This is a genomic window from Sporosarcina saromensis, from assembly GCF_054901285.1.
Window position 1 is genome coordinate 2306166 of sequence record NZ_CM142738.1, and the last position, 24598, is coordinate 2330763.

General features: G+C 41.0%; 20 protein-coding genes and 1 pseudogene. All 21 read left to right on the forward strand.

All coding sequences use genetic code 11. From position 1 onward, the window contains the following. The first annotated feature begins 85 nt into the window (after window positions 1-85). The 21 genes and pseudogenes from ACVHUV_RS11600 (at window position 86) to recA (ending at window position 24175) form a co-directional block, all read left to right on the forward strand. The gene (locus tag ACVHUV_RS11600; RefSeq protein WP_462084684.1) at window positions 86-1312 is read left to right on the forward strand and encodes a M16 family metallopeptidase; all 1227 of its coding nucleotides are present in this window, start codon (window positions 86-88) and stop codon (window positions 1310-1312) included. Between the two features lie 76 nt (window positions 1313-1388). Then, on the forward strand, window positions 1389-1664 hold the full coding sequence (locus ACVHUV_RS11605; protein ID WP_317941614.1) for a YlmC/YmxH family sporulation protein: 276 nt from the start codon (window positions 1389-1391) through the stop codon (window positions 1662-1664). Further along, window positions 1651-2430: a hypothetical protein gene (locus ACVHUV_RS11610; protein ID WP_317941613.1), complete on the forward strand. Its 780-nt coding sequence runs from the start codon at window positions 1651-1653 to the stop codon at window positions 2428-2430. Before ACVHUV_RS11605 ends, ACVHUV_RS11610 begins: the two co-directional genes overlap by 14 nt. Window positions 2431-2442: 12 nt before the next feature. Further along, window positions 2443-3030, forward strand: coding sequence for a dipicolinate synthase subunit B (locus ACVHUV_RS11615; RefSeq protein ID WP_317941612.1), 588 nt, complete (start codon window positions 2443-2445; stop codon window positions 3028-3030). 157 nt (window positions 3031-3187) lie between these two features. Next, window positions 3188-4225, forward strand: coding sequence for an aspartate-semialdehyde dehydrogenase (locus ACVHUV_RS11620; protein ID WP_462084685.1), 1038 nt, complete (start codon window positions 3188-3190; stop codon window positions 4223-4225). A gap of 108 nt (window positions 4226-4333) precedes the next feature. After that, the gene (gene dapA, locus ACVHUV_RS11625; RefSeq protein WP_317941610.1) at window positions 4334-5224 is read left to right on the forward strand and encodes a 4-hydroxy-tetrahydrodipicolinate synthase; all 891 of its coding nucleotides are present in this window, start codon (window positions 4334-4336) and stop codon (window positions 5222-5224) included. Window positions 5225-5451: 227 nt separating this feature from the next. After that, window positions 5452-7119, forward strand: a complete 1668-nt coding sequence (locus tag ACVHUV_RS11630; RefSeq protein WP_317941609.1) for a ribonuclease J — start codon at window positions 5452-5454, stop codon at window positions 7117-7119. A gap of 104 nt (window positions 7120-7223) precedes the next feature. Continuing rightward, the gene (locus ACVHUV_RS11635) at window positions 7224-9584 is read left to right on the forward strand and encodes a DNA translocase FtsK (RefSeq protein ID WP_462084686.1); all 2361 of its coding nucleotides are present in this window, start codon (window positions 7224-7226) and stop codon (window positions 9582-9584) included. Window positions 9585-9880: 296 nt separating this feature from the next. Then, window positions 9881-10609: a GntR family transcriptional regulator gene (locus tag ACVHUV_RS11640; protein ID WP_317941607.1), complete on the forward strand. Its 729-nt coding sequence runs from the start codon at window positions 9881-9883 to the stop codon at window positions 10607-10609. A gap of 168 nt (window positions 10610-10777) precedes the next feature. Further along, a pseudogene (locus ACVHUV_RS11645) lies at window positions 10778-11844 on the forward strand (BMP family lipoprotein). 164 nt (window positions 11845-12008) lie between these two features. Beyond that, window positions 12009-13574: an ABC transporter ATP-binding protein gene (locus ACVHUV_RS11650; RefSeq protein WP_371389938.1), complete on the forward strand. Its 1566-nt coding sequence runs from the start codon at window positions 12009-12011 to the stop codon at window positions 13572-13574. Continuing rightward, window positions 13567-14613: an ABC transporter permease gene (locus ACVHUV_RS11655; RefSeq protein WP_317941604.1), complete on the forward strand. Its 1047-nt coding sequence runs from the start codon at window positions 13567-13569 to the stop codon at window positions 14611-14613. The genes ACVHUV_RS11650 and ACVHUV_RS11655 overlap by 8 nt, the downstream gene beginning before the upstream one ends. Before the next feature lies 1 nt (window position 14614). Further along, window positions 14615-15580, forward strand: a complete 966-nt coding sequence (locus tag ACVHUV_RS11660) for an ABC transporter permease (RefSeq protein WP_462084687.1) — start codon at window positions 14615-14617, stop codon at window positions 15578-15580. A 154-nt stretch (window positions 15581-15734) separates the two neighbouring features. Further along, complete coding sequence (gene yfmF / locus ACVHUV_RS11665; protein WP_462084688.1) at window positions 15735-16997, forward strand: EF-P 5-aminopentanol modification-associated protein YfmF; 1263 nt, start codon at window positions 15735-15737, stop codon at window positions 16995-16997. Window positions 16998-17000: 3 nt separating this feature from the next. Further along, window positions 17001-18299, forward strand: coding sequence for an EF-P 5-aminopentanol modification-associated protein YfmH (gene yfmH, locus ACVHUV_RS11670; RefSeq protein ID WP_462084689.1), 1299 nt, complete (start codon window positions 17001-17003; stop codon window positions 18297-18299). A 3-nt stretch (window positions 18300-18302) separates the two neighbouring features. Then, window positions 18303-19031: an elongation factor P 5-aminopentanone reductase gene (gene ymfI / locus ACVHUV_RS11675; RefSeq protein WP_462084690.1), complete on the forward strand. Its 729-nt coding sequence runs from the start codon at window positions 18303-18305 to the stop codon at window positions 19029-19031. Between the two features lie 213 nt (window positions 19032-19244). Further along, window positions 19245-20039, forward strand: coding sequence for a YmfK family protein (locus tag ACVHUV_RS11680; protein WP_371389942.1), 795 nt, complete (start codon window positions 19245-19247; stop codon window positions 20037-20039). A gap of 116 nt (window positions 20040-20155) precedes the next feature. Next, window positions 20156-21022, forward strand: a complete 867-nt coding sequence (locus tag ACVHUV_RS11685; RefSeq protein WP_462084691.1) for a helix-turn-helix domain-containing protein — start codon at window positions 20156-20158, stop codon at window positions 21020-21022. Between the two features lie 74 nt (window positions 21023-21096). Then, window positions 21097-21675 carry a CDP-diacylglycerol--glycerol-3-phosphate 3-phosphatidyltransferase gene (pgsA, locus tag ACVHUV_RS11690; RefSeq protein ID WP_462086902.1) on the forward strand — a complete coding sequence of 193 codons (579 nt, stop codon included), beginning with the start codon at window positions 21097-21099 and terminating at the stop codon, window positions 21673-21675. 12 nt (window positions 21676-21687) lie between these two features. Continuing rightward, on the forward strand, window positions 21688-22941 hold the full coding sequence (locus ACVHUV_RS11695) for a competence/damage-inducible protein A (RefSeq protein ID WP_462084692.1): 1254 nt from the start codon (window positions 21688-21690) through the stop codon (window positions 22939-22941). Between the two features lie 175 nt (window positions 22942-23116). After that, window positions 23117-24175, forward strand: coding sequence for a recombinase RecA (gene recA, locus ACVHUV_RS11700; RefSeq protein WP_317941596.1), 1059 nt, complete (start codon window positions 23117-23119; stop codon window positions 24173-24175). Window positions 24176-24598: the final 423 nt, after the last annotated feature.

Genomic DNA, 24598 nt, shown 5'->3' on the forward strand with positions numbered 1-24598 from the left:
GAATAAAATAAAAGAAAAAGCCCCACTTTGCATCGTGTGAAGTTGGTGGCTTTTTATTCTTTCAAACAGGAAGAGGGGATTCGCAATGCTGCAAAAAAGAAGATGTCTTAATGGTGTAACAATCGTCCATGAAAAAATGCCACATGTTCGCTCAGTTGTTATTGGCATTTGTGTGAAAGTGGGATCTGCGAATGAAACGGCTTCCCAATGGGGACTGTCACACTTCATAGAACATATGTTGTTTAAAGGGACACCTACTCGAAGTGCGAAACAGATTGCGGAACAATTCGATCGGATTGGTGGAGATGTAAATGCGTATACATCAAAAGAAGTGACTTGTTATTCGGCAATCGTTTTAGACCGTTATGCACACCAAGCGATCGATATTCTTGCTGACATGTTTTTCAACTCCACGTTCGATCCGAAAGAGATGGAGAAGGAGAAAGCCGTCATTTTGGATGAAATCGCTTCTGTCGAAGACACGCCAGATGATGATGTGGATGAAAGGCTTTGGGGAGTCATGTACCCGAATGATGCGATTGGCCGATCAATTGGCGGCAGTAAGGAAACGATTCAATCTTTTAACCTTGAAATGATTGAACAGTATATGGCAACGTATTATACACCTGAAAATACCGTTATATCGGTAGCTGGCAATTATGATGAAGCGCTGATTCATGCGATTGAACAGCATTTTTCTGCATTAAAAACAAAGAAGGATACGATTGATAATCCAGTCATACAGCCACCACGCTTTTCAAGTGGACAAACAATGAAGGAAAAAGCGATTGAACAGACTCATGTCTGTTTAGGATATCCAGGCTTACCGTTAAAAGATGCGCGATTACACGATCTAATTTTACTAGATAGTATTATCGGAGGAACAATGTCTTCACGTTTATTTCAGCAAATTCGTGAAGAACTGGGGATTGCCTATTCCGTCTTTTCCTACTATTCATCATTTACCTCCACGGGTGCCTTTGTCATTTATGGGGGAACAGCTCCGGAACAAGTGGACACGATGGTGAGATGTATGGATGAAATCATTCTGGACGTTGCGCAAAACGGCGTAACAGAAGAGGAATTGCAAAATGCTAAGGAACAATTAAAAGGCAGTTTTCTTATAGGGCTGGATAGTGCGGAAGCAAGAATGCATCGGAATGCTAACAACGAGCTCATTTTGGGTGAGCATCGATCGATAGATGAGGTCGTTGCATTGATTGAACAAGTACAAGTGACGCATGTAAACCGCCTAGCCCGCAAAATTTTCGTACAGGACCGTGCCACTTCCGTTATCAGTCCTAATAGGTAGTGTTCCATAAAAAATAGTCAGTTTTACTGCTTCCTTGACATATGCTGATAAGGGGATATGAAAGGGGGAAGTAGGAATGCTTTTATCCGAAATGGCTCAAAAAGAGTTGATACAAGTGGAGGATGGCGTTCGGTATGGTTTTTTAGCTGATACGGATTTAATTTTCAATCGGAAAACAGGTGCAATTATCGGATTTGAAATTCGAAAGAAATTTAGCCGTTTTCCTTTCCGTAATAAAGAGCATGATACGGTGGAATTCATTCCATGGAGTGAAATTGTATTAGTTGGGGAACATCGGATTCTTTTTGGAAAAACACATAGTATGGGGGACTTTGACATTGAAGAAGACTGATGAAAAATGGTTATTCATTGGAACGGATCAAAGAATGCTAGCATGTAGTCGTCTTATGGAGGAGTGGGGCAACAACACTTTCCATTACGATGGAAATGAGTATTCGGAAGAGTTGGCGTCAATTGTCGATCACTATTCACCCACGCATGTTGTTTTTCCAATTCTACAAATGTCTCATTCAATACCTGTTGAGAAATTAAAACCTCACACAAAGTTATTTACAGGCGTTGCCTCAAAAGATTGGTTGCTTCCGTATGAAGTTGCGGGCAATCCTGTACATTCATACCTCCATGAAGTGGAGTATGTGTGGGAGAATGCACGGCTGACAGCTGAAGGCTTCTTACTAGAATATTATGCATCGACTAAACGGTTGGTCTTTGGTGAAGAGTTTACAATCGCCGGTTTTGGTAAAGTAGCGAAGGCGACGGCGGATGTACTGTCGAAACTTGGGGCATCTGTCACAATATTGGCGAGGTCTGCTGACCAAATCGGTGAAGCTTCGGCATTAGGCTATCAAACAGAACGATTAGAAACTGACACACTTACAATGGACGGAACCCTTATAAACACCATACCGGCTCAATGGTTGCGTGTGAAAGAAAACGATCAGTTTCGTATATTCGATCTCGCTTCGGCACCAGGTTGCCTAAAGGCCAATTCCCCTGATGAATACTATACAATACACCTTGGTTTGCCGGGGAAACATTTTCCAGTCGATGCTGCAAAAGCGTTGGCAGCGGCGCTACTAAGGATGAATAGTCGCTGAAAGGGGAAAAAGATGCTACAAGGAAAGAGAATCGGCCTGGGTATTACAGCCTCACATTGCACATATGATCAGATCTTGCCTGTCATTCAAGAGTTACAAGATCATGGTGCTACCGTTGTGCCTGTAATCACACATTCCGTTTTAACGGCCGCAACACGATTCGGAACAGGTGAAGAGTGGATTCAAAAGATTGAAGCCGCAACAGGAGAGAAAGTAATTTCAACCATTGTAGGCGCTGAACCGTTTGGGCCGAGTTCACCTGTGGATTGTATGATTATTGCTCCAATGACCGGTAATTCCATTAGTAAATTTGCGAATGCAGCGACAGACTCACCTGTTCTGATGGCTGCAAAAGCAACGTTAAGAAATGGAAGTCCAGTATTGCTCGGAATTTCAACAAACGATGCATTAGGTCTAAACGGTCCAAACATCATGAAACTACTGAACATGAAAAATGTATATTTTATTCCGTTTGGTCAAGATGATCCGCACAAGAAACCGAACTCACTCATTGCTGATTTTACGTTAATGGTACCAGCTGCAGCTGCTGCCCTTGAAAATAGACAACTTCAACCGTTATTAATTATTCATCAATATTAAAAAAATACGAAGCGCATTCAGTAGGAGTATGATATAATTCCTCCAATGAACTTTGTGGTTATAAGGAAAGAGATCGTTACATTAATTATTTGAATGTATTATTACTCTTTCTATTGCATGTATATCCACAGCATTAACAGATGGGGAAAGGAAGACGATGATGAAAAAAGATAAGTTGAATGTAGCGGTTGTAGGAGCAACAGGGGCAGTAGGAACAAAAATTTTAGAAAAATTATTGGAGCGGGATTTCCCTGCCTCCTCTATAAAAATGCTAGCTTCCAAACGCTCTGCAGGTCAGGAAATCGTCGCAGGTGGTCGTTCTTATATCGTGGAAGAAACAGTTCCTGAATCCTTTGATGGGATTGATATTGCCTTTTTTAGTGCAGGTGGATCGATTTCCCAAAAGTTTGCCCCTGAAGCTGTTAAGCGTGGGGCGGTTGTGATTGATAATACAAGTGCTTTCAGAATGGATGAAGGGATACCTTTAGTCGTTCCGGAAGTAAATGCACATGCACTCAATCAACATGCAGGAATAATTGCGAATCCGAACTGTTCCACCATTCAAATGGTAGCGGCTTTACAACCCGTCAAAGAGAAATTCGGGATTAGTAAAATTATCGTTTCGACGTATCAAGCAGTTTCAGGAGCTGGTGCAGAAGCAATTGATGAGTTAAACGAGCAGAGCAAGCAATTTGAAGAACGTGCGGGAATCGAAGCGCAACTTCTCCCATCGGCTTCTGCAGAAAAACATTATCCCATTGCTTTTAACGTAATTCCGCAGATCGATTTGTTTGGTGATGCAGGATACACACTTGAAGAATGGAAGATGATGAACGAAACGAAGAAAATCTTTGGCGATTCGACAATTGCTGTTTCTGCAACATGTGTAAGACTACCTGTTGTTACAGGCCATTCTGAATCAGTATATATTGAAATTGATCAAGATGATGTGACGGTTGATGTGCTCCGATCAGTTATTAATGAGGCACCTGGTGTTGTATTACAAGATGATCCGGCTTCACAGACATATCCGATGCCGTTATATGCTGAAGGGAAAGATGCAGTGTTTGTAGGCCGGATTCGTAAAGACCCTTCACATCCAAGAGGGTTCCATTTATGGATTGTAGCAGATAATCTGTTAAAAGGTGCTGCGTTAAATTCAGTCCAAATTGCCGAGGAATTAATAAAATCATAATTTTACACAACCTCCATACTTTTATACTCGACCACATTTCACACTAGAGCTTTCAAGTGATTCCTTAGCGGATGCATCCAGAAAAAGCGACGTAAAGGAAGGGTAAGTATGGAACTAGGACAAATAGGCACAGCGATGGTAACGCCATTTGCGAAGAACGGTGCCATTGATTTTGATTTGACAGAAAAGCTCATTGAACATTTAATTGCTACCGGTACAGACTCGTTAATTGTTTGTGGGACAACGGGGGAATCGCCGACTTTGAATCATGTTGAAAAGTCGGCGATTGTAAAATATGCAGTTGAAATTGTCCGCAAAAGAATCCCGGTTATAGCGGGTACAGGCACGTTCAACACAGCTGAGTCAGTGAAATTAACGAAACAAGCTGAACAGTTAGGGGCAGACGGTGTCATGCTCGTCACGCCATACTATAACAAGCCAGACCAAAGAGGGATGGTCGCTCACTTTGCACATATTGCGAGTGAAACAAAGCTACCAATCCTTCTTTACAATATACCTGGTAGATCGGCAGTAAATATGCAGGCCGAAACAGTCATTGAACTTTCAAAGATTCATAACATCCGTGCTGTCAAAGAAGCGAGTGGCAGTCTGGATCAAATGGCTGCTATCATTAACGGAACAGATGCAGGATTTAAAGTTTACAGTGGGGATGATGCACTCACATTGCCGTTAATGGCCGTAGGGGGAGATGGAGTGATTTCTGTTGCTTCCCATGTGGTCGGTTTGGAAATGCAACAAATGATCAAAGCGTTCCAAGCCGGTGATATTACGGAAGCTGCAAAAATGCACAGAATTCTCTTACCGGTATTTAATGCAATTTTTTCGGCTCCAAATCCTGTTCCAGTCAAGTATGCTTTGAACAAACTTGGTATTGAAACGGGTGGTGTACGCATGCCTTTAACGGATTTCGGGAAGGAATCCGAAACATTTGATGCGGTTTGGAATGCATTTAAAAAACACGATATGTTATTACCATAAAGTGAAGCCGGAAGCAGTGTCCGGCTTTTTTTGTTTGTGTACTGAGGGTATTGTCACGTATAATGGAAATTAGTCGTTCTGGACGGGTATTCAACATATTTGCACACGCGATACATGTTCGCAGGTTGACAGCTTGTACAATTATGCAAGTTGTTCAATTGATAGCATACATAGACGGTTTATTATCCATCACCAGTCTTTTTAAACAATGTATAGGAGGAAACAATGTGACAAAAACGAAAAATGAAGTTATTAAAGTAATACCCCTTGGAGGAGTAGGGGAAATTGGCAAAGCGATGTATGTAGTAGAAATTGATGACGAGCTTTTCATTGTAGATGCTGGTCTCATGTTCCCAGAGGGAGAAATGCTTGGCATCGATATCGTCATTCCCGATTTAACGTATATCGAGGAGAATAAAGAGCGGGTTAAAGGAATCTTTTTAACACACGGACACGAGGATGCGATCGGATCCATCGCTTATCTTCTCCAAAAAGTGCAAGCTCCTGTTTACGGATCAAAACTAACACTAGCGCTGGCAAAAGAGCATTTAAAATCAATGCCAGCACCAGCAGGCGTGAAATTTTTTGAGGTTTCCAATAAAAGCCGCATGAATTTCAAAAAGACGCATGTAACATTTTTCCATACGACACATAGCATTCCTGATTCGCTAGGTATTGTCTTCCATACGAGTGAAGGAGCTATTGTCCATACTGGTGAATTCAAATTTGACCAGTCTGCGAAAGGAAAATATAGACCGGATATTTCAAAAATGGCTGCTCTAGGCGATGAAGGTGTATTCATCTTGATGTCCGATTCAAATGAAGCTGAAAGACCAGGTTATACGACTTCAGAATCGGTCATTGAAGAGCAATTATCGACAACATTTTATGGAGCGGAAGGACGTTTGCTTGTTGCTTTGTATGCATCCAATTTCATTCGCATTCAACAAGTGTTTGACAAAGCTTTGGAAACAGGGAAAAAAGTAGCTGTTGTGGGAAAAAGTCTAGAAAGTTATTTTGAAGTGGGTATGCGACTTGGGTACTTACAAATCGATGAAGAGATGGTTATTTCAGTTAAGGATATTGGTAAATATCCAGATAACGAAGTCGTCATCATTGTAACAGGGAACAAAGGTGAACCACTCGATGCGTTGGAGAAGATTGTTCGGAAACATCACAAAGATATAAAAATCAAAGATACAGATACAATCCTTATTACGTTCACTCCATCCCCAGGTATGGAAGTTGCCATGTACCAAATGGCGAACGAGTTGTCTAAGGCTGGCGCGAACGTGTTAACAGCGTCGAAAAAAGTCCATGTGTCGGGTCACGGCAGTCAAGAAGACTTAAAGTTAATGTTGAACCTTATGAAGCCAAAATATTTCATTCCGATTCAAGGGGAATATAAAATGCTCATAGCCCACTCAAAGTTGGCACAACAACTTGGATTACAAAAATCGCAAATCTTCATAGCTGACAAAGGAGATATCGTTGAGTACAAGAATGAAAAGATGCGAATGAGCGGTCGAGTTCAAGCTGGAAACATCCTTATTGATGGCATTGGAGTCGGAGATGTTGGCAATATCGTATTAAGGGATCGCAAACTTCTATCGCAAGACGGTATCTTCACGGTTGTCGTTACGTTAAGCCGTAGACAGAAAAAAATTGCTGCAGGACCGGAAATTGTTTCGAGAGGTTTTGTTTATGTGCGTGAATCTGAGGAGCTTCTTGAAGAGTCTAGAAACTTAGTTCGTAAAATAGTTGAGAAATATGTGAATAAAGATACGTTCGAATGGACAAACATAAAACAAGAAATCCGTGATACATTAAGTTCTTATTTGTTCCAACAGACGAAGAGAAGACCGATGATCATACCAATTATTATGGAGTATTAATTAACTTGCATGAGCAAATGATAACCTAACCACATGATATACAACAAAAGGATTTCCAAGCCGACCGTACGGCGGGAAATCCTTTTTCTGAAAGGAGGAGGAACATGTCTAAAAAATCGAAGAAGAAAAAAAAGGCCGCCGCTCCTAAAAAGAAAAAAGATGGACCACATCCATTAGTATTTGAAGTGGCGGGACTGACGATGATTGGACTCGCTATTATTATCATCTTTGAATTCGGAATTGTAGGTAGGGGTCTATCGTCTTTTTCTAGACTGCTATTTGGGAATTGGCATAGCGCAGTTCCATTCTTATTAATTGTTCAAGCATTATTGTTCATGGTGAAAAGGAAGTCAGTTGGGTGGAAAAATCGAATTGTAGGTGGCAGTCTTTTTGTGCTTGCTAGTCTGTTGCTTTTCAGTCACATCCATTTATTTAAAGAGTTATATGAAAGCAAAGTGTTGATGTCGAATTCTGCGATTAAAGAAACATGGAAAGTGCTCATTACCAATGATGGAATCAGTTCTCGTAGTGGTGCATTAGGTGGAGGACTTGCCGGAGCGATGTTGTTTGCGCTTTTTCATGCGCTATTTGATTCCGCAGGTGCGACGGTAGCAGGTGTGCTCTTACTCATTATCGGCCTGATTTTACTGACAGGTAAAGCATTGGTTCCTTATATTGCTGAAAACTATCCGAAGGTAAAAGAAGTCGTTCAAAAGAAAATGAAGAGAAAGCCTACACCGACTAAAACAGCAAACAAAACGAATGCAGATCAAATGAGTAGAATTCAACATAAAAAGAAGAAGCAACAAGATGATGACGAACACGTAGAACAAGTTTCTGCAAGCGTTGAGACGGTAGAAGTGGTCTCAAAGCCCATTATTTCAGCATTTAACGAGAGAGTTCACGCGGAGCCGTCAGTCGAGCAAGCTCAAACTACTCGTCATAACAGCAGCGATTCGAAAGACACGAAAGTTGAACAAAAAGAAACTGCTGACATTTCAACTTATTCAGGTGTTGAAGGGGAGGAAGAAAATGAATCGTACATCTTACCACCACCTTCATTGTTGCGACAAACACCATCGAATGATCAATCTGCTGAATACGATTCCATTCATGCAAATGCACAAAAACTTGAAAGAACGTTTTTAAGTTTTGGTGTTAAAGCTACTGTTACACAGGTTCATTTAGGGCCAGCAGTCACAAAATATGAAGTGCTGCCTGATACAGGTGTAAAAGTGAGTAGAATTGTAAGTTTGGCTGATGATATTGCATTAGCATTAGCTGCAAGCGACATTCGTATTGAGGCGCCAATCCCTGGGAAGTCTGCAGTTGGAATTGAAGTGCCCAATCATGCAGTAGCCATCGTCAGCTTACGTGAAGTTATTGAAGCAAAAGAAAACAACCGACCGGATGCTAAATTGATGATTGCTTTAGGTCGTGATGTCACTGGTCAAGCAATGATGACAGAGTTGAATAAAATGCCTCACGTGCTCGTAGCAGGCTCCACTGGAAGCGGAAAAAGTGTTTGCATAAATGGTATTATCATTAGTATTTTGCTTAGGGCTAAACCACATGAAGTAAAATTGATGATGATTGATCCGAAGATGGTTGAATTGAATGTCTACAACGGTGTTCCGCATTTGTTAGCACCGGTTGTGACAGACCCTCGAAAAGCTTCCGTTGCGTTAAAGAAAGTCGTGTCCGAAATGGAACGAAGGTACGAGTTGTTTTCACATACGGGAACACGGAACATTGAGGGATATAATGAACATATTGAACAATGGAATCTTGAAAACGAAGAAAAACATCCACGCATGCCCTATATTGTTGTCATCGTCGATGAATTGGCGGATCTCATGATGGTGGCATCGAGTGATGTGGAAGATTCCATTACAAGATTGGCCCAAATGGCACGTGCCGCAGGAATCCATTTGATTATTGCGACACAGCGACCTAGTGTGGACGTCATTACGGGAATCATTAAAGCGAATATTCCTTCACGAATCGCTTTTGCGGTATCATCAGCAGTCGATTCGAGAACGATATTAGATGGAGCCGGTGCAGAAAAACTCCTAGGAAGAGGAGATATGCTCTTTTTACCAGCTGGTGCTTCGAAACCTGTCAGAGTGCAAGGTGCATTTGTGTCCGATCAGGAAGTCGAAGCGGTTGTCGACTTTGTCATTGAACAACAAAAAGCACAATATCAAGAAGAAATGATTCCAGGGGAAGTGGAAGAGGTTCAAGCATTTGAGGAAACTGACGAATTGTACGATGACGCTGTGCAACTTGTTATCGAAATGCAAACTGCTTCCGTTTCCATGTTGCAAAGACGGTTCAGAATCGGTTATTCACGCGCTGCAAGAATTGTCGATCAAATGGAGATGAGAGGAATTGTCGGCCCACCTGAGGGGAGTAAACCGAGACAAGTTCTTGCGACAAGAAATGAAACAGACAGTCATGTATAAAAAACTTCATACATTCCCATGTCGGATACACGAAATTGAATTTATTGCCTTCAGGTAGGGACCCATCTATGAACGTCTTGCCATACGTCAGGCTATAGAAGGATTATTGCGTTGCATTTTTCAGTAAAAAGAAGGTATGGAAATCATGACAAAAGAAGTACTTTTTCAAGAAATTTTAGCTGAAGATGAAAATATATGAAATCAGCTGTTTATTTTGTAGCATGGAAATGATATAGTATGAAAGATTGGTATAGTCGTTATACATCAGAGGTCTGACCTCTTTAGGGGGGATTTACATGCTGGTGAAGACAGATCAAAGACATTTATATGTACAAGTAATTGAACGGTTGAAAGAAGACATTGCTTCTGGCGTTTTTCGAGAAAATGAAAAATTCCCCTCCGAATTTGAACTCGCACGTAATCTTGGTGTTAGTAGGGCGACGCTTCGAGAGGCATTGCGCGTCTTGGAAGAAGAGAAAATTATTATTCGTAAACATGGGGTCGGTACATTTGTAAACCCTCGTCCAATTTTTTCTTCAGGTATCGAACAATTATCCAGTATATCCTCTATGATACGGGACGCTGGAATGAAACCAGGTACGATTTTGTTGGAAGTTCAAGAAAGCATTCCGGCAGAGGAATTGATTCGGAAATTTGATTGCGAAAAAGAGGATAAGCTTGTTACAATTAGAAGAGTACGAACAGCTGACGATGATCCTGTTGTGTATTGTGTGGATCACGTACTGTCAAAAAATCTTGAATTAGGTACAGAAGTGTTACAGAACGAATCCATATTCGATTCAATAGAAAAATCAGGACGCATACGAATTGTCCAAGCCATCGCCAATATCGAACCAATTGGGTATGATGATGAGGCATCGAACATTTTAAGGTGTGGTGTAGATATTCCACTTCTAGCGCTCATCCAGTATCATTACAGTGAGGAAGGCGAAATGGTCCTGTACTCAAAAAATTACTTTAGAGCTGATAAATTCAGCTTCCATGTAGTCCGGAAAAGGGTATAAGAAACAGAATGGAATGCTAGGAAACGTCATCCAACTTAATGGGAGTCTTCCTAAGTGGTGAGTTCCGTCAAGAAGGAGCCAGGCATTTCCTGCTTCCAGTCTGTTCTTTAACGACGTGCAAACGTCATATTTATATACCAAAATATAAAAACAGGGAGGGTCCAATCAGTGAGCAAACGTAAATACGGTCTTGCATTATCATTGGTTTTAGCGGCAGGTACGTTACTTGGTGCATGCGGTACGGACAAAGACAAAGACAAAAATACTTCATCTTCAACTGGCGGTAACGAATCTGATTTCTCAATCGCCATGGTAACGGACGTCGGTGGTATTGACGACAAATCGTTCAACCAATCAGCATGGGAAGGTATTAAGAAGTTTGGTGAAGATAACGGTTTAGCTGAAGGAGATGGCGGTTACGCATACCTTCAATCTAAAGACGATTCTGATTACACACCAAATTTGAATGCGCTTACGCGTCGTGACTTCAATCTGATTTTCGGTGTAGGTTTCTTGATGGAAGATGCAATCGGGACAATTGCAAGTCAACAACCAGACACTCATTACGCAATCATTGACGGTGTCGTTGAACAAGATAACGTTGCTAGCATTTTGTTCAAAGAGCAAGAAGGAGCATTCCTTGCTGGAGTAGCAGCAGCACTTATGACAAAAGAAGACAAAATTGGTTTTATCGGCGGAATGGAGATTCCGGTAATTGAGCGTTTCGAAGCAGGATTTGTTGCTGGTGTAGCAGCAGTTAAACCTGATATTAAGGTAGACGTGAAGTATACAGGTTCATTCGACAAAGCGGAATTAGGTAAAGCGGCTGCTGGTCGTATGTACTCTTCAGGCATCGATATTATTTTCCATGCAGCTGGTGGAACAGGTAATGGTGTATTCGCAGAGGCAAAAGAACGTAAAGAAGCTGATAAGAATGCAAACGTTTGGGTAATCGGTGTTGACTCCGACCAATACGATGAAGGTCAAGTGGGCGATGAAAATATTACATTGACTTCAATGTTGAAGCGTGTAGACGTTGCTGTACAAGATATCTCTAAACTTGCTCAAGAAGGAAAATTCCCAGGCGGAGAGACAAAAGTTTATGGGCTACATGATGATGGTGTTGCGCTAGCAGACTCTCGTGGTGCGATCCACAAGATGTATTGGATCAAATCGAAGAGTATAAAAAGAAAATTGCTGACGGGGAAATTGAAGTCCCTGAAACAACGAAATAATGAACTGAACAACGAAGGCCGGTTGATGCCGGCTTTTGTTGTTTACGAGTTGAAATCCACGACAAATTAATAGAGTAAAAGGTTTTTTAAAGACAAACCTTTTATTGTGTTAATTTTAATGCTATGCAACCTAAATAATATTATTGGGCAAGGAAGTGAATCCATTGGAATATGTCATTGAGATGTTGAACATTACGAAGAAATTCGGGAATTTTCGTGCGAATGACAATATTACCCTTCAATTAGAAAAAGGGGAAATACATGCGTTATTAGGTGAGAATGGCGCAGGTAAGTCAACATTGATGAATGTCCTGTTTGGGCTATATCAGCCTGAAGAAGGTGAAATACGTGTCAATGGAAAAAAGGTAAACGTGACGAATCCAAATGTTGCAAATGACCTAGGAATCGGTATGGTGCACCAGCATTTTATGCTTGTCGAGAATTTGACTGTAACTGAAAATATTATCTTAGGCAATGAACCGAAAAAAATGGGTGTTGTCAACATTAAAAAAGCTGCTAAAGATATTGAAGAGATTTCAAAGCTATATGGGTTAAATGTCGATCCATATGCCAAAATCGAAGATATTTCTGTTGGTATGCAACAACGAGTAGAGATTTTAAAAACGCTTTATCGTGGGGCAGACATCCTCATTTTTGATGAACCGACAGCATCATTGACACCTCAGGAAATCCATGAATTGATCGCGATTATGAAAAAACTGATTACAGAAGGTAAATCCATTATTCTAATCACACATAAGTTACAAGAAATTATGGATGTAACGGATCGTGTGACTGTCATTCGAAAAGGCCAAGGCATCGGAACCGTCATTACTGCTGAAACAAATCCAGAAGAACTGGCAACGTTAATGGTCGGTCGACAAGTGACATTTAAAACGGAGAAAATCCCTCCAAATCCTCAGGGAGAAGTTTTAAAAGTTGAAAATCTTGTAGTGACAGATAATCGTGGAATTGAGCGAGTAAAAGGTTTGAATCTTTCAGTTCGTAAAGGTGAAATTGTCGGATTAGCAGGAATTGATGGCAATGGCCAATCAGAATTGATAGAAGCGATTACAGGATTGCGTAAAACAAAAAGTGGACATATCTCGATTAACGATCAAAACATTACGGGAATGAAACCTCGAAAAATTACCGAAGCAGGTCTTGGCCATATCCCTCAAGATCGTCACAAGCACGGTCTTGTATTGGAGTTCTCTGTTGGTTACAATGCGGCTTTGCAAGAATATTATCATGAACCGTTTTCTAAAAATGGTGTTATGAACTATAGTTCTATTTCCGAATATGCAAAAAAAATCATTGCGGAATATGATGTGCGAACGCAAGGTGAATCCGAACCTGTACGTGCATTGTCGGGAGGAAATCAACAAAAGCTCATCATAGGTCGCGAAGTTTCACGTGATCCGGATTTACTGATTGCTGCACTTCCAACCCGCGGATTGGATGTAGGAGCGATTGAGTTTATTCATAAGCGACTAATTGAACAAAGAGATAATGGAAAAGCGGTTTTTCTAATTTCTTTCGAACTGGATGAAATTATGAATGTTTCAGATCGAATTGCCGTTATCCATGATGGTAAAATTGTTGATACGGTCATTCCTGCTGAAACGTCTGAACAGGAACTCGGCCTTTTAATGGCTGGTCATTCTAAAAGTGACCAAGCAAGTAATCACATTGAGGGTAATGAAATAGGTGGTGGTCACGATGTCTAATCGACTCATTAATGTACTTGTACCTGTTGTTTCAATCATTCTTGGTTTATTGGTTGGAGCACTTGTCATGTTATTCAGTGGGTATGACCCTGTTCAAGGGTATATTGCACTATGGAACGGGATTTTTGGAGATTCGTATGCTATTGGTGAAACAATTCGTCAAATCAGTCCATATATATTAGCAGGTCTTGCAGTAGCTTTTGCATTTAGGACCGGTCTTTTCAACATCGGTGTGGAAGGGCAATTGATGGTCGGTTGGTTTGCAGCAGCATATGTTGGCTATGCATTTGAATTGCCTATGTATATTCATTTGCCGTTTGCCCTATTGGCGGCAGCGTTGGCAGGAGCGTTTTGGGGGCTTATCCCAGGCTTGCTAAAAGCAACACTTAGAGTGCATGAAGTAATCGTAACCATTATGATGAACTACATTGCCCTACATGTTGTAAATGCGCTCATCAAAACGGTTTCTGACGGCGGCTTCAAAACAGAAAAAATTCAACCAACCGCTTCGCTTCGTTCGGAATTTCTATCAAATTTAACGGATTATTCCACGTTGCATTATGGGATATTCGTTGCGCTGGCGATGGTAATCGTCATGTGGTTCATATTAGAAAAAACGAAAACAGGTTTTGAATTGAAATCTGTCGGTTTCAACGAAAACGCTTCGCAATATGCCGGTATGAATGTGAATAAAAATATCGTTTTAGCAATGCTCATCTCAGGAGCATTTGCTGGACTTGGTGGAGCGATGGAAGCTTTAGGGACTTTTGGTAATATGTCTTCTCGTGGTGGATTCACAGGCATCGGTTTTGACGGAATTGCCGTTGCCCTATTAGGTGCGAACTCTCCATTAGGTGTTATTTTCGGTGCATCATTGTTCGGTTCTTTAAAATATGGTGCGAACAATATGCCAAATGCTGCAAATATTCCTTTGGAAATTGTCTCCATCGTAATTGCTCTTATTATTTTCTTTGTTGCCTCAGGATACATCATCCGTGTAGGTTTGCAACGGCTGAATAAGAAAAAGGAGGCGAAGTGACATGAGCTTTTTGGAAGTTCTCTATTTTATCATCCCTACTTCAATCGCTTATGCAGCCCCTCTAATCCTTACTGCAATTGGCGGCGTTTTCTCGGAACGATCTGGTGTCGTCAATATCGGACTTGAAGGCTTGATGGTTATGGGGGCGTTTGTCGGTATCGTATTCAATTTGGCGTATGCTGACGTTTTCGGTAGTTGGACGCCATGGATTGCATTACTCGTAGCAATGTTTGTATCTGCTATCTTCTCTTTGATGCATGCTGTCGCTTCAGTCTCTTTCAGGGCCGACCAAGTTGTATCTGGTGTAGCGATCAATATGCTAGGAATTGCGATTGCACTATTCTCTGTGAAAATGATGTTTGATAAAGGTCAAACAGATTTTATCCAACATAAAATACCGCGGGTGAACATCCCGATCTTACAAGATCTTCCGATTATTGGTCCAATGTTCTTTAAGTCGGTTTATGGGACGTCTGTTTTAGCCATTACTGTTGCAATAATTGCTTGGTTCGTCATTTATAAAACGCCATTCGGATTGAGGCTTCGTTCTGTTGGGGAACATCCGATGGCAGCCGATACAATGGGTATCAATGTAACGAAAGTACGTTATACGGCAGTCATCATTTCCGGTGGCTTAGCCGGAATCGGTGGAGCGATCTATTCCCAAACAATGACGGGGGATTTCGGTCATGCAACGATAAACGGACAAGGTTTCATGGCGCTAGCTGCTATGATTTTTGGTAAGTGGCATCCAATCGGTGCGATGGGTGCAGCATTATTTTTTGGATTTGCACAGACATTGGCAATTAGTGCCGGATCAATTGATATTGATTTCATTCAAAAAATACCAACCGTTTACTTCCACATTTTACCGTACGCATTGACAATTCTTGCACTTGCAGGATTTATCGGAAAAGCAAACGCGCCAAAAGCGAATGGGCAACCTTATATTAAAGGGAGCAGATAAGTTTCTGAAAAACCACTTAGATGTCATTGTTGCGTCTAAGTGGTTTTTATTGTTTAGACAGATGGTAAAATGCGTTTATTTTGCCATGTATCTGTTCCGAAATGTATAGTGAAGTAAGGTATTCGTATAATAAGGAAAAACGAGGTGCTTTCATATGTTTACGAAATTTAAATTGCAACAAGGTGTACACTTATACATTCGTAAGACAAACCAATTTAAAACAATTACAATGTCCTTTAAATGGACAAGTACATTAGAGGAAAAACAGGCTGCTCATCGAGCTGTATTATCGAACGTTATGCAAGATTCAAACGCAATGTATCCAAAGCAAAGTGATTTACGAAAAGCGATGGATGAATTGTATGGATCAGTCTTCTATATGGATGCGGGTAAACGAGGAAGTGCACATATCGTCTCATTAAATATGGAGTGCGTAAACGATGAATATCTATCGACGACTGGGTTATTCGATGACGTGCTCGAAATGGTACATGCGGTTATTTTTAAACCGAATTTATCGAATGGGCAATTTGATGAGTCCATTGTAAATCGTGAAAAACGGTCTGTAATCGAACGAATTAAATCCGTTTATGATGATAAAACTCGATATGCACAAAAGAGAATGTTAGAGATCATGCGACCGAATCATCCTGCCAGTATTTCTTCAAGCGGCACTGAGCAACACGTTTCGCAAATCACAAGTGCTTCCCTAGTAGAGGCTTATCACAAAATGATTAATGAAGATGTAATAGACATCTATGTTGTCGGTGATGTGGATGAACAGGCACTTGTTGAAAAAATTAAAAACATGTTCTCCTTTACCGCAAGAGAGGATGTTCGCAAACCGTACGAAGTGACCATTGAAGAGAAAGAGCCTCAAAAAGTATTTGAAAAACAAGACATGAAGCAAGGTAAATTGCAAGTTGGATATCATACTCCTGTGTTGTTCCATCATGATGATTATCCGAAGATGCAAGTAACCAATGGTGTGTTAGGGGGCTTTGCACATAGTAAATTATTTATGAATGTTCGTGAGAAGGAAAGTATGGCTTACACGATCAATAGTATATACGGAGCATACTATGGCATTTTGTACGTAATGGCCGGTATCGATGCGAACTTGGAGGAAAAAGCGGTTACAATGATTGAAGAGCAGCTAGCAGCCTTAAAGAAAGGTGATGTGACGTCCCTTGAACTAGAACAAACGGTCGCATTGCTGTCAAATAGCATTCGGAGCGCGTTCGATTCAGCCCGAGGTCAAATTGAAGTGTACGATCAATACAAACAAGTCGATGAGCATTTCACCGCGGATAAATTAATTCAAAAATGGCAAGCGGTGACCGTACAAGATATCCAGGATATGGCATCCAACATTCAATTAGAACTTATTTACTTGCTATCAGGAAGAGAGGCGTAACGAATGGAAAAACTCTATTTTGATCGTTTGCAGGAAACGTTATATCACGAACAGCTAGACAATGGCCTACATGTATATATATTACCAAAACGTGGCTTCTCGAAGACGTATGTTACATTTACAACGAAATACGGTTCGATTGACAGGACATTTATTCCTCGAGGGAAGAAGGAGTTCGTTACGGTTCCTGATGGGATCGCGCATTTTTTGGAGCATAAGATGTTTGATAAAGAAGATGGTGATGTCTTTCAGAAGTTTGGTGTATTAGGTGCTTCGGCAAATGCATTTACTTCTTTTACCCGCACTTCTTATTTGTTCTCAACGACTGAGAATTTGTATGAAAGCACGAAAGTTTTATTGGATTTTGTGCAAGAACCGTATTTTACAAAAGAAAAGACAGACAAGGAAAAGGGAATCATTGCACAAGAAATTACGATGTATGATGACAATCCAGATTGGCGTAGCTATTTTGGTACAATTCAAAGTATGTATCAAAACTATCCTATCAACATTGATATTGCTGGAACCGTTGAAACGATCCAAGAGATTACGGCTGAACATTTGTATATGTGTTATGAAACCTTTTACCACCCTTCCAACATGGCAGTTTTCGTAATAGGGGCAGTCGATCCAGAAGAGATGATGACGTTTATTCGAGAAGACCAAAAGAGCAAGCGCTTTTCAGAGCCTTTAGAAATTGAACGGAAGTACCCTGAAGAGCCGATGGAAGTAAAAGCGCCGAAAACTGTGCTTGAGATGGATGTACAAAGACCAAAATTCAATTTCGGGATGAAATGTAGTAACACGGCCATTGAAGGCGACGAAATGTTGCGCCAAGATTTAGCAATTAACGTAGTATTGGATATTCTTTTCGGCCGAACATCTGACTTTTACACTAAAGCGTATGCAGAGAACTTGATTGATGAAACATATAGTTATGATTTTACGTTTGAAAAAGGTTTCGGGTTTGCTATGGTCGATTCTGATACTGAACATCCTGAAGCGTTGGAAGCATTAATCCGCTCGACATTACGCGCGCAAAAAGATGAATGGTCGATTACTGAAGAAGACTTACATCGCTCTCGTAAACGGAGAATTGGCCAATTTATGCGCTCGTTGAATTCAATCGAGTTTATCGCTAATCAATTTACGCAATACAACTTTAATCAGATGAATTTGTTTGATGTTGTTCCAGCTTTAGAAAAGATGACGTTACAAGATTTGCAAGATGCATTTGCCACGATTAACGATGAAGCAGGTCATTCAGTAATGACGATCGTGCCAGGATCGAAAGGGAAGTAACGAATGAGACGATATGCAGTTGTTCTCGGAGCATCGGGAGGAATCGGGCAAGCCATTTGCCGAGAACTTGCTAAGGATGGTTGGTCGTTATACATGCACTACAACCGTCATGAACAAAAGATCCTTCAATTGCAACAAGAACTTGCGCAGCAATATGAAGCAGCCGAATTCAACATCGTTCATGCGGATTTTTCCACAGGAAATGCTGCCGATCATGTAACTGCTAACGTCGGTCATGTTCAAGCAGTCATCGTTGCATTAGGTCAATCCCTTTACCAATTAGTGTCGGATACGACAGCCGAACAGATGGACGAATTGTGGCATGTTCATGTCCGAAATCCTGCTGCCTTTATTCGTGATATCTCTCCCCAACTGCGCAGCTTTCCTGTTTCGTATGTCGTATTTATCGGGTCGATTTGGGGGGACACTGGCGCAGCGGGAGAAGTGATGTACTCCGCTGTCAAAGGTGCTCAGCATGCTTTCGTAAAAGCTTATGCGAAAGAGGCGGCGTACTCAGGGATTCGTGTAAACGCAATTGCACCAGGCTGGATTGATACGGAAATGACTGAACAATTGACAGTAGAAGATAAACAACTTGTCATGGAAGAAATTCCATTACAATCTACGGGGAACCCAAGTCAAGTGGGTGCACTAACAAGTTTTCTAGTGAGTGGAAAAGCCGATTATATGACAGGAGAAGTAGTCAAGTTGAATGGCGGATGGTATATCTAAATGCAAAAAGGGAGACAATTTTCTCCCTTCACCTTTTTTCCTTTTCATCGACAGTTGAATCCGCTATGATAGAACTAAGTTACGTTTTGTACGTCCTATACGTATAAGCATTTCCAAAGTAGAAAAAGAATGTAGACAACATGCTTGCTCATTGTCGCTGAACATTCTTTTTTCTATTGTACATTGCTTGGATAATGGATCGGAGGGTGTCGAATGGGTGAATGGTATGTCGAATATGAGGTGCAAATCAACCGACCTGGATTGCTAGGGGATATCGCCTCTCTCTTAGGCATGTTGCGTGTCAACATTGTAACAATTAATGGTGTTGATGGTGGCCATCGCGGCATGCTTGTTCGAACGGAAAACGATGATCAAATTAAACGCTTTGAACTGATTGCTTCCACGATGGAAACGATTCAAGTGAAAAAAATCAGAGAACCGAAATTACGCGATATTCTAGCTGTTCGACATGGTCGATATATCCAAAGGGATGTCGATGATCGGAAGACATTTAGATTCCTTCGAAGTGATTTAGGTGTTCTTGTCGATTTCATGGCAGAGTTATTCAAACAAGATGGCCATAAGTTGATTGGAATCCGTGGGATGCCGCGTGTTGGTAAAACCGAATCGGTTGTAGCGGCAAGTGTCTGTGCGAACAAAAAATGGATATTTCTCTCCTCGACAATGATTAAACAGACAGTAAGAAGTAATCTTGCAGGTGACGAGTTTTCATCCGACAATATTTTCATCTTAGATGGCATTGTCACAAGGAAATCAGGAGACGAACGTCACATGCAGTTAGTAAGGGAAATGATGCGTATGCCAACCATTAAAGTTGTTGAGCATCCGGATATGTTCGTTCAACATTCGGAATATGATATGGAGGATTTTGATTATATCATTGAGCTTCGGACGGATCCAGACCAAGAAATTACATATGAAATGATGGAAAAAAACCATATGATGTCCGATACTGGACAAATGGGTGGTTTTGGCTTTTCTTTTTAACGAATACGCTCACTTTTCTTTGGTAAGGTAACGCTATTGTGAAGTGTAAGTGATTACGGTAAAGGGAATACAAACTAAAATGTCGAGGCGAAATAGAAAGAGGTAGGTGATGAAATATGACCGGATTAGGTGATCGTCTGCGAGAGGCGAGAACAAGTAAAGGCTATTCATTGGATGACTTGCAATCCATAACAAAAATACAAAAAAGGTACCTTTCCGGTATTGAGAACGAAGATTACAGTATGATGCCTGGATCTTTTTACGTTCGAGCATTCATTAAGCAATATGCGGAAGCGGTTGGACTTGATGCAGATGAAATGTTGTCCTTATACAAGGATTCAGCACCAAAGGATGTAATTGAAAAAGAAACACCACAAATTGCACAACCGATGTCGAGGAAACGAGGCATAAGTAGCAGCAGTAAACTAAATGAGACGATACCTAAAATTATTGTTGCGCTCTTTATAATCGTGATCATCGTTGTTGTTTGGGTTTTATGGCAAAGCGGTTCATCCAATAAACCTGAAGAGAACCATGAAACCGAGCAACCAGTAACATTGGATAAAAATCCACCACCAGTCGGCACGAAAGATCCTGCAACGGAGCAGCCTGAAAAAGAGAAACCGAAAGAAAATCCTGAGCCTGTTGAAGAAGTGAAGGAGCAAGTGCTTACGTATCAAAATACAGTCCGTGAGGATTCTACGTATACGTTGACGGATACGGATACATTCAAGCTGAAAATTGTTGTTACTGGTGAAACATGGATTGGTGTAAGAGATAAAAACAAAGAAGAGCTTACAGACAGGGCTAGAGTCATGAACGCTGGTGAGACGGTGGAATTGGACGTGTCCGATAAAGACTACATTAGAATTCGAGTCGGCAGAACATCATATGCAGAGATCTATGTAAATGATGAAAAGTTGACGTATGGCTCTGACAAAATAACACAAAATATCATTATTGAATACAAAAAAGGAGAATAGTCATCTACAGGATGACTATTTTCTTGCTCATACATAATTGTTAGTTGAAAAATTAAAAAGGATAGGTGAGTTTGTTGAATTTACCAAACAAAATTACAGTCGCTCGAATTGTTCTTATCCCCATATTTATTTTGTTCATGGTTGTTGATTTTGGGATGGGTACGATATACATTGGTGGGACTGAGCTTTCATTTGAACATATTTTTGGGGCATTGCTATTTATTATTGCTGCTACGACCGATTGGTTTGATGGGCACTTAGCAAGAAAATATAACTTAGTGACAAATATGGGGAAGTTTCTTGACCCGTTAGCAGACAAACTACTAGTTTCCGCCGCATTGGTCATTCTTGTTGAACTTGGATCTGCAGCTTCATGGATCGTTATTATTATCATTAGCCGTGAGTTTGCGGTTACCGGTTTACGACTTGTGCTTGCAGGAGGTGGAGAAGTCGTTGCGGCCAACCAACTAGGGAAAATCAAGACAGCTACTCAGCTCGTTGCGATTTCATTCCTCTTATTAAATAATATCTTTTTCGAAGCTATCCATTTTCCGTTTGCGACAATCATGCTTTATATTGCTTTGATTTTTACAATCTGGTCTGGTGCTGATTATTTCTATAAAAATCGACGAGTGCTACTCGATTCAATGTAAGGGGATGTAGGCGTGAAGGCAGAGATTATCGCTGTAGGATCTGAATTATTATTAGGTCAAATTACAAACACAAATGCTAAATTCATCTCCGCACGACTTGCCGATATTGGCATTGATGTACACTATCAAACGGTTGTCGGAGATAATCCACATCGGTTAAAGCAAACAATTGAAATTGCCAACGAACGTGCAGATATGATCATCTTCACAGGTGGTCTAGGTCCAACAAAAGATGATTTGACGAAAGAGACAATCGCTAATTTGCTAGATACGCCGCTTGTTAGCCATGATGCAGCTTTGGTTTCCATAGAAGCCTATTTCACTCGAACAGGTAGGAAAATGACGGAAAACAATAAAAAACAAGCGCTCGTCTTACATAATTCAACCGTTTTAGAAAATCATCATGGTATGGCACCAGGAATGGCGATTGAGAAGTCAGGTCGTCACTATATCCTATTACCAGGCCCTCCACATGAAATGCAACCAATGTTTGAGCATGAGGCGCTTCCGTACCTTTTACGCATGTTAGGTAAAAAGGAAGTGATTGTCTCTCGCATATTAAATTTTTACGGAATTGGCGAAGCCGACTTGGAGTTTAGGCTCCAATCAATAATCGATAAACAATCTAACCCGACGATTGCCCCATTAGCATCCGCTGATGCAGTCACTCTTCGTTTGACAGCAAAAGCAGAAACGCGAGAAGAAGCACAACGACTTATCGTTCCAGTGGAAGCAGAAATTCGAGCGCACGTAGGGGAATACCTTTTTGGGATTAATGACGATACGTTGTCTTCAAAAACAGCTAAGCTGTTACACGAACAGAACCTCACAATTGCTGCTGCAGAAAGTCTTACTGCTGGCCTTTTCACTTCAGAACTGGCAAGTGAGCCGGGCATTAGTACAGCTCTAAAAGGGGGCGTCATCGTCTATGATGAGAAGGCGAAAATTGAACAGCTTGCTATTCCTGCTTCATTGTTACGACAATACGGTGTCGTGAGTGCTGAATGTGCGACTGCGCTTGCAGTACATGTGAAACAAAAATTCCAGTCTTCAATCGGTGTCGGATTAACAGGAGTTGCCGGTCCAGGTGCACACGGCGGGGAGGAAGCGGGGACAGTTTGGATAGGGTTAGCGTTGCCCGATGAAAAGGTTGAAACGTACCGATTACAATTATCAGGGTCCCGGAATACAAATCGATTACGAACGGCACGATTTGCGCTTTATTACCTCATCAAGTACTTACAAAGTAAAAATGCCAAAATGTAATTTTGGGCAATATTCTCAATTAAAACGTGAAATAACGAGGGTTTTCTCAATTAAATTTGGATTTTGCGAAAAAATATCGAATAAGCGTTCGTTTTTTGTTTGTGTATTTCTCAGAAAAGGAGTATAGTAGAGACAGGTATTAAAAAGAAAACACCTGTTAAGGGAGGAATTGTTGTTGAGCGATCGTAAAGCAGCTTTGGATCAAGCGTTAAAACAAATAGAAAAACAATTTGGAAAAGGCTCCATCATGAAGTTAGGGGAACAGACAGATCGTGAAATCGCCACTTCATCATCTGGTTCACTTGCACTGGATGCGGCATTAGGTGTGGGTGGTTATCCACGAGGTCGTGTCATCGAAATTTATGGTCCTGAAAGTTCAGGTAAAACAACGGTGGCATTACATGCGATCGCAGAAGTACAAGCAGCAGGAGGACAAGCTGCTTTCATCGATGCTGAACACGCGTTGGATCCCGTATATGCACAAAAACTAGGCGTTAATATTGATGAATTGCTCTTATCTCAACCGGATACAGGAGAGCAAGCATTGGAAATAGCAGAAGCGCTCGTCCGTAGTGGAGCGATTGATATTGTAATTATTGACTCTGTCGCTGCACTTGTTCCAAAAGCTGAAATTGAAGGGGAGATGGGAGATTCACACGTAGGTTTACAAGCGCGTCTAATGTCCCAAGCACTTCGTAAACTTTCCGGTGCAATCAACAAATCGAAAACAATCGCTGTTTTCATTAACCAAATCCGTGAAAAAGTAGGCGTCATGTTCGGAAACCCAGAAGTCACGCCTGGTGGACGAGCACTTAAATTCTACTCTTCTGTCCGTTTGGAAGTACGTCGCGGCGAAGCGATTAAACAAGGCAACGACATTATGGGGAACAAGACCCGGATTCGTGTAGTGAAAAACAAAGTTGCTCCTCCGTTCCGTACGGCTGAAGTGGATATTATGTATGGAGAAGGGATTTCTAAAGAAGGGGAAATCGTCGACCTCGGTGCAGAGTTAGAAATTGTCCAAAAAAGTGGAGCATGGTATTCGTACGAAGGTGAACGACTTGGCCAAGGTCGTGAAAATGCGAAACAGTTCTTAAAAGAAAATAAAGATATTCGTGCAGAAATTGCCGATAAAATCAGAAGTTCTTATGGTTTAGCAAGTGCAAATTACGTAATTGCTGGTCATGATGAAGACGACGAAGAAGAATTAGAGTTATTTGCTGAAGATAAATAATTTAATCAATGTGACTGGGACAGAACCAGAGAAAAATGCATGATGGATTTGACGTCATGCATTTTTTTGCTTTTACAATTTATATTTTCATATTCATGAGTGGACCGAACTATTCGTTGTTCGATTGGCTCAAACGCGCCCTGCGGAAAGCGAGTCTTTTGAAGCGCAGAGAAACGGACTGTTTAATGTTATGTCTCTGTTTTTTAATCCTAACAAAAAGCGATTCCGTCAAGACGATAATACAACGTCCAGCATGATTAATGTGATTTATCGGACTTGTTCGTCAAAAAGAGCGGAAAACTCCGAATAAGCTTTCGAATCCTTGACATGGCAATTTTTCATAGATACAATTAGAATTGTACTATTTCACATCATTGAAATCATTATGGCAGTATGTTGATTGTTGATATACGGGCCGACTGA

Coding starts and splice junctions, on each gene's coding strand:
- ACVHUV_RS11685 (WP_462084691.1), top strand. CDS start 20,156: ATGACCGGATTAGGTGATCGTCTGCGAGAGGCGAGAACAAGTAAAGGC.
- yfmH (WP_462084689.1), top strand. CDS start 17,001: ATGGAAAAACTCTATTTTGATCGTTTGCAGGAAACGTTATATCACGAA.
- ACVHUV_RS11640 (WP_317941607.1), top strand. CDS start 9,881: ATGCTGGTGAAGACAGATCAAAGACATTTATATGTACAAGTAATTGAA.
- ACVHUV_RS11615 (WP_317941612.1), top strand. CDS start 2,443: ATGCTACAAGGAAAGAGAATCGGCCTGGGTATTACAGCCTCACATTGC.
- ACVHUV_RS11620 (WP_462084685.1), top strand. CDS start 3,188: ATGATGAAAAAAGATAAGTTGAATGTAGCGGTTGTAGGAGCAACAGGG.
- ACVHUV_RS11660 (WP_462084687.1), top strand. CDS start 14,615: ATGAGCTTTTTGGAAGTTCTCTATTTTATCATCCCTACTTCAATCGCT.
- ACVHUV_RS11600 (WP_462084684.1), top strand. CDS start 86: ATGCTGCAAAAAAGAAGATGTCTTAATGGTGTAACAATCGTCCATGAA.
- yfmF (WP_462084688.1), top strand. CDS start 15,735: ATGTTTACGAAATTTAAATTGCAACAAGGTGTACACTTATACATTCGT.
- ACVHUV_RS11605 (WP_317941614.1), top strand. CDS start 1,389: ATGCTTTTATCCGAAATGGCTCAAAAAGAGTTGATACAAGTGGAGGAT.
- ACVHUV_RS11655 (WP_317941604.1), top strand. CDS start 13,567: ATGTCTAATCGACTCATTAATGTACTTGTACCTGTTGTTTCAATCATT.
- dapA (WP_317941610.1), top strand. CDS start 4,334: ATGGAACTAGGACAAATAGGCACAGCGATGGTAACGCCATTTGCGAAG.
- ACVHUV_RS11635 (WP_462084686.1), top strand. CDS start 7,224: ATGTCTAAAAAATCGAAGAAGAAAAAAAAGGCCGCCGCTCCTAAAAAG.
- ymfI (WP_462084690.1), top strand. CDS start 18,303: ATGAGACGATATGCAGTTGTTCTCGGAGCATCGGGAGGAATCGGGCAA.
- ACVHUV_RS11680 (WP_371389942.1), top strand. CDS start 19,245: ATGGGTGAATGGTATGTCGAATATGAGGTGCAAATCAACCGACCTGGA.